Below are 15,704 nucleotides of genomic sequence, written 5' to 3' on the forward strand. Positions count from 1 at the left end.
AGTTTACCTCTTTTGAGGCAACAGATTCAATGACTTTTTCCACCCATAGCCGGGCTTTTTTTGTTCCTTTTTCAGGCAAAAAATTAACAGAAAAAAACTTCAAAATGTTTCATTCCCATAGTACCTGGGGACCTTTACTTTGCGTGTGGATTTATGTAAGGTGATGTCATGCAAACAAGATGGCTGATGATTATTGGCCTGGTCTTTCTGACGGCGTGTTCCACCACTACTTCAACGCCACCGGAAACGGCTCAGGATGATTCCGTTATTCAGGAGAAGATTGACCGCTACCTGTCTACCACCAATCCCGGTGAAGAGGCAGAGGTCGTCGCTGACCTGAAAAGCAGCGGTGTGACAACGGTGAAGTTGCGTGAGTTGATTCGCAAAAGGCCTTTAAGCAACACAGGGAAGGCCGGTACTTTTATCAATCAGCCAGTAATGTCCGGGGAAAAGAAATATCCCTTCGCACTGTTTGCTCCACCCATGGAAAAGGGAAAAAAATACCCGCTGGTTATCATCCTCCACGGTGCAGGAGGAAATGGCAAATCGACTCTCACCCGGTGGGTGAAACGTCTGGGCGATGATTTCATCATTGCCTGCCCAAGTTATCCTATGGGTGCCTGGTGGTCCTTCCGGGCCGAAGCTATGGTGTTGAACCTGATCCAGCATTTGCGTTTGAATTATCCTATTGATGCCAACAGAGTGTTGCTCGCTGGTATGTCCAATGGAGCGGTCGGCGCTTACATGCTGGGCATGTTTTACCCGGACTATTTTGCAGGCGTTGTCCCTATCGCAGGAACCATCAGCGAACGTTACATGCATTTTCTGGTCAACATGGTCAATACGCCTATCTATTCCATACAGGGAGAACATGATCCAATCTTCCCGATAAAATTTTCCCAACGTATCCGGAAAATCATGACAACAATGAAATACCCGGCTGTATTCCGAGAGCATGACCAGAAAATATCGGCTCATGGCGGGCACTTTCTCCCTAAAAATGAAATCCCCGCGCTCGTCACCTGGATGAAAAATCAAAGACGCAAACCAAACCCGAAAGTGGTGCGGCTGGTCCGTGAAAGCAACCACATGGGACCGGTACAATGGGCTCGAGTATCGAAAGGACTCAAACTGGCAGCCCTTCAACTTCCCGGCCCTGAAAAGGAACCCGTAAATGTTAAAGATGGAAAAATCGCAACCCTCATCGGGCTCAAGACCGGCGACAACCAGTTTGAAATCCAGGGGAAAAATCTGCTGGAGCACGAACTCCTGCTGAACTCGGAACTGGTCGACTTTTCCAAACCCATCAAGGTCACCTTCATCGAGATCAAACAGGAAGGCAATAAACTTGTTACCGTTCCAAAAGGTGTTTCGTTTGAAGGCAAGGTGAATCCTGATATCAACACCCTGCTTCAAAGCTACAAGAAGCGGCGCGACCCTGATCTCTTGCATGAAGCCATTGTCCCGATTTCTGTCGAAGAAAAGGTCCAGATAGCCGCCGTTCCATGACCCCCCCGGAAGAAAGCATTCCCTCCCTGCCGTTCACTTTGGAAAGTTCCATGTCCCTTCTGGGCTGGGATCTTGTTCGCCGTTCCCTGTCTGCACATGCCCTGTCAGATGTCACCCGCGCGCGTTGTTTTGCTCTCATACCCGAAACAAGTTTTGAATCCGCCATCACACTCCTTAAAGAAACAGAGGCCATGCGAATTCTGCTCGACACTGCAGAGGGGCTTCCTTTAAGGACTTTCGCCGATATCGACCCAACCCTTCAGGAAGCCGAACAACACAGGATGATCGATCCGGGTCAGGGCCTTGCGGTGCTGGATCTATTGAGGCTGACTGAAAGCATTCGCAAGCGTTTAAAAAATGAGACCACACCGGATATCCTCAAAATATTTGGCACGAGATTAAACCCCATGCCTGGTTTGCTCTCGGAGCTTGATCGTTGTCTCGATCCTGAAGATGGAGTACGCGACAGCGCATCACCGGAATTAAAAGCAGCGATCAAGGATGCGGCACAAACGAAGCAACAACTGGAAACACAGGTAAAAAAAATTATGGGATCCGCTGCCTGGAAAGACTCTTTGCAGGATGGTTACATCACCGAACGAGAAGGACGCGCGGTCCTGCCCATCCGTTCCGATTCCAAAGGACGTGTGGAGGGAATTGTCCACGACAGTTCAGGAAGTGGCCAGACGCTTTTCATCGAACCAACACAGGTGGTCCAACTCAACAATCAGTTAAAAATTGCCCGGATGAATGTGGAACGCGAACGGGTTCGCATTCTGGCACAACTCGCCGAACGCATTCTGGAAGAAAAAGAACCGTTGTTAAGAAACCTGGAAAACCTTGCAGATCTGGACTTGATCCATGCCCGCGCCAATCTTGCCCGGGCGATGAAGGCCGGGCCCTTCGAGTTATCTCAATCTGGCGAGGTGGAGCTCAGGCACGCGCGCAACCCGGAACTGCTACTTTCAGGGAAAAATGTAGTTCCCAACTCCCTGCAGTGGAATCCGGACATTCGCGTGGTTATCATCTCCGGACCCAATACCGGAGGGAAAACAGTCACCCTGAAAACACTGGGACTCATGTCACTCATGGCACGTGCCGGCCTGTTGCTCCCCGTGGATGAAGGTTCCCGCATCCCATTCTTTCCACAGGTGTATGCCGACATCGGCGATGAACAGGATATGAGCCAGGATCTTTCAACATTCTCCGGCCATTTAAAAAAGATCACCCACATCCTGGATGAAGCCGAAACCGGTGCCTTGATTCTTCTTGATGAGTTGGGGATTGCCACCGATCCATTACAGGGAGCTGCCCTGGCCCAGGCGATCCTGATGCAGATGAAAGACCGACGCCTGATGACACTGGTCTCGACCCATTACCTGTCCTTAAAAGTCTACGCCCAGACAGCAGAAGGGTTTACCAATGCCTGCATGGAGTTTGACCTGAATTCGATGACCCCCACGTTCCGACTGGTATTTGGCGCGCCAGGCCAGAGTGCCGCTCTTGAAACCGCTGAGCGGCTTGGACTTGACCCTGAAATCATCCGGAAATCACGTGAATTATACGATCGTGAAGACCATCGCGCAGAGGTCTTACTTGATGAGCTCACACTCCAAAAACAGAATCTGGAATATCAACTCAAGGAGCTGGAGGACCAGAAAGAGCAGACCCGCCAGGCCTTACAGGAACAAAACCAGATACGGGCCCGATTGCGAAAACAGGAAGTGGATTTCAAGCGGGAGAAAAACCAGAAGTTACAGGCTCAGTTGCGCGACTCAAAGAAGGAAATCCGTAAATTGATTGAAGAGGCACGCGGAACCAAAAGCGTAAAACAATTGCGAGGCACGGAAAAACGTTTACAAGCCATGGGAAGAGCGGCGGGAAACATCCCATCAGAGCGGCGGGCTCTTTATACAATACCGGCCAGTAAACTCAAAAAAGGGGACGAAGTTATAGTCGATGGTTACGACGCAATCGGGATTCTGGAGGAAGACCCGATCAGTAAAAGCAAAGTACAGGTTCGACTTGGTAACTTTTTCACTACAGTTGAAGTCAAACGGTTGTTTGGTCACACACAAGGACACCGGACTCGACCAAGGGAGAGTGAAACCCCTCAAGTCAGTATTCAGACGGAAACACATCAGGCACCCAAGACCACCTGCGATCTTAGAGGCAAAACAGTTGAAGAAGCCTTGCAGGAGCTTGAACTTTTCCTGAGTCAGGCGGTGGTCAATAAATGTCCACGAGTTCGGTTGATCCATGGACATGGAATGGGCAAAGTCAAAGAACTTGTGCGGGATTATCTGGGGTCAACGGGAATCGGAAAAAAGTTTGAGCCGGCTTCACGCGAGGAGGGAGGAGACGGTGTCACCATTGTGGAGTTTTGATGATAAGCGCTTTATGCAGGAACTCAGTTATCGCTTTTTGTGCGTGCAATAAACAACGTGCCTATAAAAGTTTTTTCCGACCCCTTGATTCGAACAACCTCATCCGATTCCTTCCAAAGCCCGGAAGCATCCACTAAAAACTCCATTGAGGGCACTTCATAGGAAAGGACAGAGTCATCATTTGTTAAAAGAGTCACAGGGAAATTGATAGTCGCACGGGGTCCGATTCTACGAGTGGTGATAGGAGGTAATTTTGTCTCATGATCTTTTTCAGGGATTAGAGATTTCAGGGACTTACCCAGAAGATTTTCACGCTCATAACCCAATTGGGAAACCGCAGGGTTGGCGAAAAAAATCTTTCCCTCTTCATCCACTTCAAGAATAATATCGTAGGAATTTTCGACAATGGTCCTGTAACGCGTCGCATTTTTTTCAGCCTGTATTTCTATTTCTTTCCAATCCTCCATCAGCATTTTCATGAGCGCGGCGGAAGGCCCCAGCAATGCCAATGCCGTTACCCCAATAGAGACAAAAACTTCAAGAGTGTGTTTTGCAACGGGGCTCATACCCGTGGTCAGCGAATCCGACATCCCGAAAAACCATAAGGCCCATAGAAATGCGGCCCCTCCAACCACAAAGGCCATCAGTCTCACTAGCTTTGGCTTGATACTCTCAAAATCCATTTTGAACCATCAGAAAAACAAACCCTATCAATTAAAAACCTGCACCAGATGCTTGAAGCGTTTCTTTTCTTTTTTTATTTTTGATTCATTTCCCAAAACGCAGACTCGCCCTTCATCCCTAAGCTGCTTGAATAATCCCGCGAACTCCTTCACATCTTTCAATGTAACTGAAAACAACTCGTCGCGCCGTTTTTGTCGAATATCACGGGACAACCCAGTAAGGTATTCCGTCTTGGAAATCGCCCCTTTACGATCAGGAGTCAATGGAGGATCAAGATGCCCGACAGCTCCGATGACAATCTTTTCCAACTCCTTGTTAGACAACTCAAGCTGTTCCAGAAAATCACCTATCCCGTCAAACACATCCAGAGTCTCACCTAAATTTGGGTCACGGTAGGAAACCACCCCAAGGTCTCCGGTGAAAGAATCAAAACTCAGAGAACAGCCATAAGCCCCGCCCTGAACGCGAACCCGATCCCACAAATACCCGGTACGTAAAATGGCTTTAACGGCTTCAAATTTCCCTGTGTATTCAAACCCCAGGTCGTATAAGTTTATTCCCTTGCCAACATACTGAATCGTGCTTGTCGTAAGAAAAGCTTCGTCCTCTGATGGCCCCTTTACGTTCCATTGTTCCTCGTTGGACACACCGGCAGGAAGAACATCAGCCATTTGTTCTGCACTTTTTTGCAGCTTGTTGAGATCCTTTCCTTTCGCTGTCAGGTTGACCAACAGGTTGTCTTGCGTAAACACCCAGGCCGCGACCTGTTCAAATTCGGCAGCCACTTTAGCCGGATCCTTTTCAGCCCGTTCCAAAAGCTCTTTGATAAAGTAGTGATAGGTCAACCCATCGGTTGTTTCATCGAAACGCCCCAGGTTGGATCCATAGGCCTGCAAACGGGCCAACACGTACTGGTTGCCATGGGGAATAATAGATGCCTCCAGGTTCGCCCGAGTGCTCCTCAAAATTTCCAGTAGCCGCTTATGATCCTTAAAACTGCGGTCCACCAAAACTTCCTGAAACAGATCAAACAGTTCCCCGGACTTTTCCATCAATGCGGTGCCTGAAATATTTAAATACGACCTGACCTTGTGGCGGTCGGCCAATGGAGAAAAGGAATAATGTGCCCCCGACATCCCGCCTGTGTTAATTCCAATCTGCTTTGACAATTCGACGTAATCCCGCTTTTTCGTACCCATACCCAGAATGAGTCGTCCCAGCAGGGGAAGATACTGAATATGGTCCTGGGGTACTGCGCGAGTATCAAAACACATCTGGGTGTACGCGATCTTGTTGGTGAACAGATCGTGAAACAACACCTGTGGACTGCCCTTCTTTTTAATTTCCAGCGGATATTCCTGGGACTCCCGATTACAATCTCCCAAAGATAGAGTGGGCAGAGATTCCAGTGCCTCGGGTGGGTCTGGAGTTATTTGCATTTCCTGCAGGATTCGGGTTTTTTCCACCAGTTGATCGAGTTGCTGATCGTTCATCGTCTTTTTCACTTCACGTAAACGTTTGCGGGTCTTGGCGGCTTCCTTCTCTTCAAGACCCGGCTTGGGTGTGAGCACAACAATACTTTGATGTTTGTTATTGAGGAGGTATTTTTCTATCAGTTTTTCAAAATAACCGTCTGGAGCCCGCTTTTTTATTTTTTTCATCAATCGGTCGTACTTTAGATGCATCATGGGATCCTCATCGTACAACCAGGAACCCAGGGCGTGAATGTTATACACAATCCCTTTTGGAAAACCACCGAAGTTGGCTTCACGCAGTTTAAAATCGATGGTGTTGATTGATGACTTGATCACATCCGGGTCAATCCCATCTTCTGCCAGGCTTTTTAATGTGCTGAAGATCAGATCCAGTATTTTGGTTTCGTTCTCAGCTTCCGTACCTTTTAATCCCACCGCCATCATGGTTTCGGCTCGGTTATCATCAAACCCACCGCCAATGACTTCTGTCCCGAGTTCTGATTCCATCAGGGCCTTGCGTAGGGGCGATGCTGCTGTTCCGAGTAGAATGTGACTGAGAATCTCCATTCCCATGCAATGCTCATGATTGGTCGATTTACCGAGCTTCATTCCCAGAACTATGAAGGTCTTCTTCTCCAGAGACTCGTCCTTGGATACTGCATATGAAATCTCGCGGCGTTTAGGCTTGCTGAATTTTCGTTGAAACTGGATGGTGGAATCTACAACCTGCTTAGAAAAACGGCTGAGGTATTGTTCATCGATGAACTTGAGGCATGAGGCGATCTCGCAATCCCCGTAAATGAACAACCGGCTGTTGGAAGGATGGTAATAACGCGTGTGGAAATCCTTAAACTCCTGATAGGTCAATTCCGGAATGTCTTTGGGGTCTCCTCCGGATTCGTAGCCGTATGTAGTTTTAGGAAATAAGGAATGCGCAAGGTAACGATCGAGAATATTTTCCGGACTGGAAAACACTCCTTTCATCTCATTAAATACAACTCCTTTGTATTCAAGATCCGCATCTTTGTCCGTCAATTCATAATGCCAGCCTTCCTGCATGAAAGTTTCTTCCGTGATTCGTGGAAAGAAAACAGCATCCAGGTAAACATGCATGAGGTTCAAAAAATCCTTTTCATTCCGGCTGGCCACCGGGTACATGGTCTTGTCCGGAAACGTCATCGCATTCAGAAAAGTCTGCAAACTCCCTTTCATCAATTCGACAAATGGCTCCTTGACTGGAAACTGTTTACTCCCGCACAAAACACTGTGCTCCAGGATGTGGGCTACACCGCGGTCGTTTGCCGGCGGAGTGCGCAGGGTGATACTGAATACCTTGTTGTCGTCCTCGCAATCCATGAACATTAACTGTGCTCCGGATTTTTCGTGCTCAAACATCAAGGTTTCGGCCTGGATTTCTTTTATGGGCTCACGCCGGACCAGCCGAAATCCGTGCAAGCTATCGTTTAATTCCATTTTCACTTGGATTCTCTTATTTGAAAGGGGCGGTTTTGCCGGGACCCCGGTTAATTCAGGCAAACTAAACAGTCATTTTTTACTTCTTCAGGCAAGAATGTAAAGGATACCATAGCCGGGAAAGGGAACCAATATTGTCATAACTCCAAAATCAATAAACAACACAACAGAGTTTTCGATGGTTGCTGACTATTTCAGCTTAAGACCAATCGGGCAATGATCCGAACCCATAACCTCCGGGGAAATGAAGGCATCCTGCACCTGTTTGACCAGGTCCGGGGTCACAAAAAAATAATCAATACGCCAACCGATGTTCCGGGCTCTTGCGTTGGCGCGGTATGTCCACCAGGAATAATGGTCCGACTCATCGGGGTGCAACTGGCGAAATGTGTCGATGTACCCATGAGAAAGAAATTTATCGACCCAGGCCCGCTCTTCCGGCAGGAACCCTGAGTTTTTTTCATTCTGTTTCGGGTTTTTCAGGTCGATGGCCTGATGCGCTGTATTGACGTCCCCACAGATGACCAGGTTTTTTCCTTCACTTCGCAGATCCTCGCAATGCTGCAAAAAGGCGTCGTAAAATTCCATCTTATACTGCAACCGCTCTGGCCCACTGGTTCCGTTGGGAAAATACACATTGAATAAATCAAATTTTGCAAATTCGTGCCTGAGAATTCGTCCCTCAGAATCGAAACGCTCAATCCCCATTCCATGGTGAACTGCTTTGGGTTTCTTTTTTGTGAAGGTTGCGACTCCACTGTAGCCCTTCCGTTGAGCAGGATTCCAATCCATCTGATATCCCTCAATTTCAAGGACCTCTTTCGGGACCTGGTTGACCTCAGCCTTCACCTCCTGCAGACACACGATATCTGGCGATTCTTTTTTCACCCAATCCGCAAACCCTTTTTTGGTGGCAGCGCGGATACCATTGATATTCCAACTGTACAACAGCATATTACTTCCTCTTTCTTCTCTTCATTTTCCCTTTAACAAAAGAGGTCATCTTAGTCTCGGGACAATCCTCTGTCAATGAACCTTCCAAGGGAAATTCTGAAAATATCCTGCGATAAACTTATAATGGAAACATTGATTTCCTTGATTCCTTTTTCCAGAAAATACATTGAAAATCAAACCGTCCCTGATCATCACCGCTGTTTTTCTAATATACGGCTTCCTGCTGACACCACTAGGACACATTGACCTTCCCACAATCAAAGACCTCAATCCTGGATACTATTCCATCAGGACTATTGACCCGGGTGATGATTCCGGGTACTACGCCTATGTCCGATCAACAGTAATCGATGGCGACCTCGATTTTTTCAACGAAAAATATTTCTGGCATTTTGATTCAGTGGTCGACACCGGTTACACAGCCAACTACTGGTATATTGGTGCCCCCATCCTGTGGGCCCCGTTTTTCCTGACAGGACACCTCATCACACTGGTTTACCAGTCGCTGGGAATCCCCTTCTCGCTGGACGGTTACTCGCTGCCTTACAAAGGCATGACCTTCATCGGCTCCGCCTTCCTTTCCCTTTCCGGTCTGCTGATTTGCTTTGCCTGTCTGCGTAAACACTTTCATGAAAAAATTGCGCTGGGAACCACCTTACTGGTTTTCGCGGCAACCTGCCTGCCCTATTTCACTTTTATCAGAAACAGGATGAGCCACAGCGGTGATGTTTTTATCGCCTTTGCCTTCTTCTATTTTTTTCTAGCTTACCGGGAGAACCGCCGCCAACCGGCCTGGTTTTTTATTGCCTGGGGACTGCTGCTTGGCCTGCTCACCGACCTCCGATACATCAGCATTCTTTACGCAATTCTTCCGGTAGGGCAAATGCTGGTCTACGGTGCGAGACTCCCCAAAACATCCCGAACTTCTTTATGGACAGGTCTGGTTTGGGGTATCGTCGGCTTCCTGATTGCCTTTTCTCCGCAAGCGGCTTTCTGGCTCCGTATCCACGGTTCATTTTCCTCTCTGAACCCCTATTCCATTATGGTCGAGCCAACAGTTGCCAGTGTCTTCCACTCCATTGGAGAATTGTTTTTCAACGGTACCCGCGGATTGTTGAAAATGGAATTTATCTGGGTACTCGGCCTTTGTGGTCTTCCCCTGGTCTGGAAGCGCGATCGGACTCTGGCAATCATGCTATCCCTGGTTTTTATCGGATTTTGTGTGCCGCAAATCGTCATCATGGATCCCGCGACTTTTGGACAACGCTATCTATTACCGGCCCTGCCTGTGCTGGCCTGGGGATTGGCCCAACTCACAGAAACTCTCAGCCGGCTCAAGCAGTGGCGACTGATTTTCACTGCTGGCATTGCAGGAAGTCTCTGGATTTATATTCTCATCCTGAATTACAAAGTGATTCTGCCCCACAACGACCCGGAGTTTTTGTGGCATGCCCTGCAAGGATTGCCAAACCTGATGAATCGCCCGGAATTTTTTCGTCCAACCACATTCCTGGATTTATGGGCTTCCGGTGAGCTCCGCTTGCGAACAGCACAGGACTGGTTTTTCCTCGTCGTGCTTCCCCTGCTGACAGTCGTCCTTTGTATATTCGCACTAGCGATTTCCTGGAAACCACTTCCCTCCTCCTCGCGAAACAGTCTGCGAAAAAACGTTGTCAGCTTTGGAGGTATTTTCTGTATCGTGCTCACCCTGTGGATTATCGCCAGGCACCCTGCTTTTCCCCGCCAGGAAACAGCAGAACGATACCGTACTGCCGCTATCAGCAAATGGTTTAAGGATCCGGCTCACACTGAAACAACGCAAAAACTCCTCAACAAATCAGAGAAACTCAATCCGCAGGAAGCCGAAACCTGGCGGATTCGGGGCGACCTGGCGTTCATGCAGGGCGACTGGCCGACTGCGGAACAGTTTTACCAACAGGCGATTCTGCGAGATAACAACACGCCCGCCCGGGTACAACTGGAGAGGGTCCGGTTAATCATGAGGAAAAAATCTGAGAACGAACAGGATGTCACTATCTTGAACGAAGTCAGAAGAGGATACCAGTTGCTCGATTTTCAAAAACAACCCTTCCAGGCACTGGAAGTTTTTAAATCAGCTTTGCGGCTTAATCCCTCATCACCCTATTCCTCGGGACTCATCGCCCTGCTGCGCCAACACAGCCAGCAAAATATTCGGATGCGACAGGCAGGAAATCAATCGCAGGGCATCTCAGACATCTCCTGGATGCTGCTCGGCACAAGCCTGAACGAAGTCCGGCTCAACCTACCACTTTTCCAACAAAGAATTAAATTTTAGAGAGATGAAAAAACACAAGTAAGTTTATCAGCCACTGAGGGTTCTGGAACTATTATTGAGCCAGAGAAAATAATCTTCTATCGAGGTGAATGCACTAACCCCTTCAGGAATTTTCTTTTCGGGAATGTTTCCGACACCCGCCCCGCCAAGAATAAGGTGCACCCTTTCAGGCAATTCGTTTCTTAATTCAAGAATGCATTTCAGGGCTTCTTTCACAGGGTAAGAAATAGAAATACTGATTCCCAACGCCTGCGAAGTTGACCGGTGCACGGCCGATACCGTATCTACTACCGGAGTGTCCTTCCCAAGAAAAACCACACGCCTACCGGCCAATGCTGTGGTCAGGGCACACATCTGGATGCCGACTCTGTGTTGCTCCCCAGGAAGTGTGGTGAGAACAAACGATCCGCCTACATTTCGCTCATTGAGCTTGCGCCACTGGCCTCCCATAAAATCGCTTAACGCTTCAGACGCAAAATGCTCTTGTGAAACGGTCAGCTCACCATCCTCCCACTGCTGGCCCACTTCTTTTAGAAAAGGAACTGCCAGTTCGCTTAAAAAAGGCAATGGACCCCGCAATCCCCATTCATGATAAAACTGGGCGGTCAGATAACCTTCATCATAGTGTCGGGATGCAGTGACCCACTCCAGAATCAGGGGCGTGTCTCGTAAAGTTGAAACGGGATGCTCTGTGTTCTCCAGGGATGGATTAGCAGAGGTCGGGTTCAGCAGTTTCTCAAGCTCATCAAGAGAATTGTTGACCACCTTGCGCGTTCGGAATCCTTTGTCAATTGCCGAGGCCACCGCACGCAGTCGCTTGACCTCTTCATGTGGATAGCGCCGATGGCCGGAGGGCAAACGCAATACTTTAAGAGCGTCATAGCGTCTTTCCCAGACGCGGAGGGTGTGCTGACCAATTCCAGTGAGTTGCGCAAGCTGCCCGATGGTCAGTGTTTTATCTGGTTCGGTATCCTGGCTCATCCTCTCCTCTTCATGTTCTGCGAACAACATTTTTGCCTCTCGCCGGTAAAAGAATAGCCTGTTTCCACAAACTTTCCAATGGAAGAAAAAAGGGAGGAGGACCCCACCCGGCCGGCTCCTTGAACCCGGTGGAGTCCCTGGGGCTTCAGGGAAGGACTTCTCGAAACCCCGATGGTTCGGTTGCCCAAGCATCCAAACCCACCTCCCTGATCAGTACCGTCCAACGTTCTCACCCGGAACCGCTGCTATCGGCATGCCCTGCACATGCTTGAGAACCTGCAGTCCCATGGAAGTACGCTGGACGGTGAAGGCCATCCCACCCAGAAGCGTATTAAACGTATTGCCCACTTTGATCCCGTAACGCTGCAGCATTTTCTGTTCGCCCTGACTGAGTCCGATTGCTCCGGATGGGTTGTTTCCTGTCAGGTTGTTTGCGATCTTTTTCTGGGCATCCAGACTGAACACCCATTCGAAATCCAGATGGCGATGGTCATGCCCTGGGTGCGCTGCCCTCATTGATGATTTGATCACCTGATGGGTCGAACTCATGGGCAGATTCCATTGAGGGGCATCATCATGGCCCAGAGTCGGGCCTTCAATATGAAGGCCGGAGGACGTTCGGGTGACCTCAATCATTTGATCACCGACGCGGGTTTTAAAACGATTGCCTACCTGGATTCCATATTCCTTGAGAGTTTTCTGCTCAAAACCTGAAAGACCAACCGTTTCGTTTCCTTCATTCATACCGCGCTGGATCCTGTCGGCAACCTTCTGGTCAAAAGTCCAGCCGACCGGGATGCTGCGGTGATCGTGACCGGTTCCCTGGTGAGCCAGAGCATTTCCTGCATTGAGGAAAGAAGCGATTGCGAGAGCGCAGATGATTTTGGTGATCTTTCGGGTTGTCATGGCGTTTCTCCTTAAGTTTCGATTTTTCTTTTTATTTTTTAAAACTGGATGATTGAGCAATTCCAGAAATCAATTCGTTGTCTAGAATCTATATTAGACTATCTTCCAATTATGTCAAACTAATTTTTTAGACAAAATAAAAGAAAAAACATAACTATTTATTTTTAAATGGGTTAAATGATAAAAATATTTTAAGATTTTATATTTTCAGGGGGTTAGGGTGCGCCAAATTCGGGGGTTTTGAAGGACTTTCTCGTTTAGAGCCAGGGATTCGCGTCCCAAATTATGGTCCCTAAAGAACTGAAATCTGTATAATTCGGTATATCAATGCTTGAAAACCATGATTATTTCTTTGAGTTTTCATTTCGCGGAAATTAAAGCTGAAAGATTCGTTAGCCAAGGACTTTTATGAAAGAAGATTTAACCATCGAAGAAATCAAGGAGCTATGCGATGCCGATCCAGAAAATGTTGAATTGAAAGAAAAGCTCTTCTTGGAACTTTTCAACGGAGAAAGAGATAAGGATGAATTAACTTCCTATCTAAAAAAAATACGTAACCTCTATGAATTAGATAAAAACAACACCACTATTAGAGAACTTTTTGCGATCGGATTGAGGCTTGCCCTGGAGGCTGAAGAACCTGAAGAACCAGAAAATCTATTAAATGAGATCCAAAGCCTCTATGAATTAGACGAGAAAAATATTTTTATTAGAACTCAACTCGCATTGGCATTAGCCAGTTATACTTTAGAAACAGACCTGGAATTAACCAAAGAGGTTGTTGAAAAAATAAAATCTCTTTATGAAAAAGATCAGGAAAATTCAACTATCAGGGAAGCATATGCGTATGGACTGGTGAATATCACCTGGGAAACAAATCAAGATGCAATATTATCCAATTCAAAAAAAATTGAGACACTCTACAATAAAGAACCTGATAATCACACAATTAGAGAATACTTAGCCCAGGCTTTCGCAAATGGCTTTATAGATTTCAACCAGAATTCATCCTTAGTATTTTTTGAAAAAATCCAGAATCTTTATGAAGTTGACCAAAATAATGTAGGAATAAGAAGAATTCTTGCAGATGTGATTTCCAAAGCAACGGTTTCATGCGACAGCCAAAGTCAATTTATGCTAATTGAAAAATTACAATCCTTGTTCGAAGTAGACCCGGAAAATGATGAGATCAAAGAGTCTTTTTCAATTGCCCTTTACAATGCTTCATTCGACTATAATGGTAAAGAGACCATTATCTTTATTGATAAAATTCAACGCCTGCATGAGAGCGCCCCAGACAATAACTCCATCAAAGAATTGCTGGCTGGCTGCCTGTATAATGCCAGTGTATATGCTGACATAGAAACAGTGACAGAATTTATTTCCAGACTTCAACAGCTTTTCGATTCGGGACCGGAAAATTTCACCATTGGCGAATATTTAGCAAAAAGTCTCTACAATTTAAGCGTGGATGCAGACCTGGAATTAAAACAACAAATTTTAAGAAAAGTAGAAAACCTCTATGAAAGGGATCTTGATGGTCAAATGGGTGGGATGGCGTTAGCAGGTTGTCTATATGAATTTACTCGAGCTTCTGGTTCACTAGATTTCCAAGAACTTATAATACGTCTATTAAACCTTCATGAGACAGAACCAGAAGATGACCAAATCAGGGAGCTATTAGCGAAAAGCCTAGCCACCTACCTTTATTATATTTATGGAGAGCAAAGGACAACATATCTTGAAAAACTTAAAGTATTAAAGAGGAATTGGCCTGACGATAGTTACTGGCAAGACATTACAAATTATTTTGCCAGCAAGGAAGATAAAAGCTGGAAGTTTCCCGCTGATTTTTTTCGTGGACAAATAAAAAACTAAAGATCGCCCAAAACTCCCACCTGCTTTTACAGGAATAACTTTTCTCACCCTTCTTCTTTAGGCGGGATACCGGCGGCGTGGTGGAGAGCCATCTTCCAGTTGCCGTTTTCTTTTCTGAATATATTGGTCGCGTGGACGGCAGACGACTGTACGCCCTGCTCGTGTATTGAAAATAAATTTTCCTGACAACTGACCCAGGCCATCCCGCCCGAAACCATCACCTCTGTGTTCGACAACTTGATTTCCATGTGATCGGTGTTCTCGAAAATACCGCCCCAGCTGTCGATGATCTTGTCGTGCCCTTTGATAACGGGCCAACCGGGATGGATGCAGATGGGTTCGTCGCCTTCCAGCCAAAGCCCGTGCATTGCCTCAAGGTTCTGTTTATTGAACGCATCATAAAAACTCTGGTTCGCATGGAATACATCAACCTTTACGTTCATTGGAAATTTACCTTTGGTTTTGACCTTTGGTTAATCTTTTCTCCCCCTTCTCCGAAGGGGGCCGGGGGGCTTCTTCCTTCTGATTTTTACCTGGATAAAAATAACAGGCTCAAGCTAACTGTACTTTAAAATTACCCCGCTTCGCATACTTCTAAAAAAAGCGTTATCATCTCACCCTCCCCTTCAACAGGCACAGAAAAAAGCTGCTGATCAGGGCTTCCTGTTTAACAGAAACTCAATCGCTTTAAACGTCTCTGGACTCTCCCAGTTTTTAGCACCGTCGACTCGGGCGGCGATCATGCCATGTTTATCGACCACAAAGGTCGACGGGATGGTCAGGGTCTGGTATTTATTTTCAACTTCCATATCGTGGTCGAGCAAAATTGGAAACGACAGATTCTTCTCTTTAGCAAATGCGCGCACGGCCTCGTCTCGCCCTTTATCAAAACTGACGGCGAGCACGGTCAATCCTTCTGATCGAAAACGGCGATACAGGTTTTCGATACTCGGCATCTCCACCCGGCACGGTGCACACCAGGTGGCCCACAGGTTGATGACCACCACCTGCCCGTGAAAATCCGACAGACGCACGCGTTTCCCCTCAAGATCGCTGACGGTGAAATCAGGCGCGATGTAGCCTTCTTCAGCCTTCACCTCACCTTTGTGCACATTGTCCGCGATACCCTCTCGGGTCACG

The 15,704-nt window shown here is 47.2% G+C and carries 11 protein-coding genes; 4 read left to right on the forward strand and 7 right to left on the reverse strand.

Features of this window, described 5'->3' with window-relative positions:
- Positions 1–168 precede the first annotated feature (168 nt).
- Together G3M70_01575 and G3M70_01580 are read left to right on the forward strand one after the other, a co-directional pair.
- Positions 169–1,509 carry a hypothetical protein gene (locus G3M70_01575; protein ID QPJ60645.1) on the forward strand — a complete coding sequence of 447 codons (1,341 nt, stop codon included), beginning with the start codon at positions 169–171 and terminating at the stop codon, positions 1,507–1,509.
- Positions 1,506–3,896 (forward strand): endonuclease MutS2, encoded by a 2,391-nt coding sequence (locus G3M70_01580; protein ID QPJ60646.1) that lies wholly within the window; start codon positions 1,506–1,508, stop codon positions 3,894–3,896. The genes G3M70_01575 and G3M70_01580 overlap by 4 nt, the downstream gene beginning before the upstream one ends.
- Before the next feature lie 23 nt (positions 3,897–3,919).
- Here G3M70_01580 and G3M70_01585 read toward each other — a convergent pair whose 3' ends face one another.
- The 3 genes from G3M70_01585 to xth all read right to left on the reverse strand — a co-directional run bounded on the left by G3M70_01585 (position 3,920) and on the right by xth (position 8,482).
- Positions 3,920–4,579, reverse strand: coding sequence for a PAS domain S-box protein (locus G3M70_01585; protein QPJ60647.1), 660 nt, complete (start codon positions 4,577–4,579; stop codon positions 3,920–3,922).
- 27 nt (positions 4,580–4,606) lie between these two features.
- Positions 4,607–7,534, reverse strand: a complete 2,928-nt coding sequence (locus G3M70_01590) for a peptidase M16 (GenBank protein ID QPJ60648.1) — start codon at positions 7,532–7,534, stop codon at positions 4,607–4,609.
- A 183-nt stretch (positions 7,535–7,717) separates the two neighbouring features.
- Positions 7,718–8,482 (reverse strand): exodeoxyribonuclease III, encoded by a 765-nt coding sequence (xth, locus tag G3M70_01595; GenBank protein ID QPJ60649.1) that lies wholly within the window; start codon positions 8,480–8,482, stop codon positions 7,718–7,720.
- 166 nt (positions 8,483–8,648) lie between these two features.
- Between xth and G3M70_01600 the strand changes: the two genes are divergently transcribed.
- Entirely contained in the window at positions 8,649–10,799 is a 2,151-nt protein-coding gene (locus G3M70_01600; protein ID QPJ60650.1) for a hypothetical protein, read from the forward strand.
- Positions 10,800–10,826: 27 nt separating this feature from the next.
- On the opposite strand, the gene G3M70_01605 is transcribed toward G3M70_01600, so the two are convergent.
- Both G3M70_01605 and G3M70_01610 read right to left on the reverse strand, forming a co-directional pair.
- The gene (locus G3M70_01605; GenBank protein QPJ60651.1) at positions 10,827–11,810 is read right to left on the reverse strand and encodes a MerR family transcriptional regulator; all 984 of its coding nucleotides are present in this window, start codon (positions 11,808–11,810) and stop codon (positions 10,827–10,829) included.
- Positions 11,811–11,990: 180 nt separating this feature from the next.
- A complete protein-coding gene (locus G3M70_01610) occupies positions 11,991–12,686 on the reverse strand; it encodes a hypothetical protein (GenBank protein ID QPJ60652.1) in 696 nt (231 codons plus the stop codon).
- A 408-nt stretch (positions 12,687–13,094) separates the two neighbouring features.
- Between G3M70_01610 and G3M70_01615 the strand changes: the two genes are divergently transcribed.
- The gene (locus G3M70_01615) at positions 13,095–14,564 is read left to right on the forward strand and encodes a hypothetical protein (GenBank protein ID QPJ60653.1); all 1,470 of its coding nucleotides are present in this window, start codon (positions 13,095–13,097) and stop codon (positions 14,562–14,564) included.
- 44 nt (positions 14,565–14,608) lie between these two features.
- Here G3M70_01615 and G3M70_01620 read toward each other — a convergent pair whose 3' ends face one another.
- Positions 14,609–15,007, reverse strand: coding sequence for a nuclear transport factor 2 family protein (locus tag G3M70_01620; GenBank protein ID QPJ60654.1), 399 nt, complete (start codon positions 15,005–15,007; stop codon positions 14,609–14,611).
- 210 nt (positions 15,008–15,217) lie between these two features.
- Positions 15,218–15,703: a TlpA family protein disulfide reductase gene (locus G3M70_01625; GenBank protein ID QPJ60655.1), complete on the reverse strand. Its 486-nt coding sequence runs from the start codon at positions 15,701–15,703 to the stop codon at positions 15,218–15,220.
- Position 15,704: the final 1 nt, after the last annotated feature.

The sequence above is a fragment of the Candidatus Nitronauta litoralis genome (genome assembly GCA_015698285.1).
GTDB lineage: Bacteria > Nitrospinota > Nitrospinia > Nitrospinales > Nitrospinaceae > Nitronauta > Nitronauta litoralis.

Excerpts from the sequence above, each read along its gene's own strand:
- G3M70_01575 (QPJ60645.1), top strand. The coding sequence starts at position 169 with ATGCAAACAAGATGGCTGATGATTATTGGCCTGGTCTTTCTGACGGCG.
- G3M70_01580 (QPJ60646.1), top strand. The coding sequence starts at position 1,506 with ATGACCCCCCCGGAAGAAAGCATTCCCTCCCTGCCGTTCACTTTGGAA.
- G3M70_01585 (QPJ60647.1), bottom strand. The coding sequence starts at position 4,579 with ATGGATTTTGAGAGTATCAAGCCAAAGCTAGTGAGACTGATGGCCTTT.
- xth (QPJ60649.1), bottom strand. The coding sequence starts at position 8,482 with ATGCTGTTGTACAGTTGGAATATCAATGGTATCCGCGCTGCCACCAAA.
- G3M70_01605 (QPJ60651.1), bottom strand. The coding sequence starts at position 11,810 with ATGTTGTTCGCAGAACATGAAGAGGAGAGGATGAGCCAGGATACCGAA.
- G3M70_01610 (QPJ60652.1), bottom strand. The coding sequence starts at position 12,686 with ATGACAACCCGAAAGATCACCAAAATCATCTGCGCTCTCGCAATCGCT.
- G3M70_01615 (QPJ60653.1), top strand. The coding sequence starts at position 13,095 with ATGAAAGAAGATTTAACCATCGAAGAAATCAAGGAGCTATGCGATGCC.
- G3M70_01620 (QPJ60654.1), bottom strand. The coding sequence starts at position 15,007 with ATGAACGTAAAGGTTGATGTATTCCATGCGAACCAGAGTTTTTATGAT.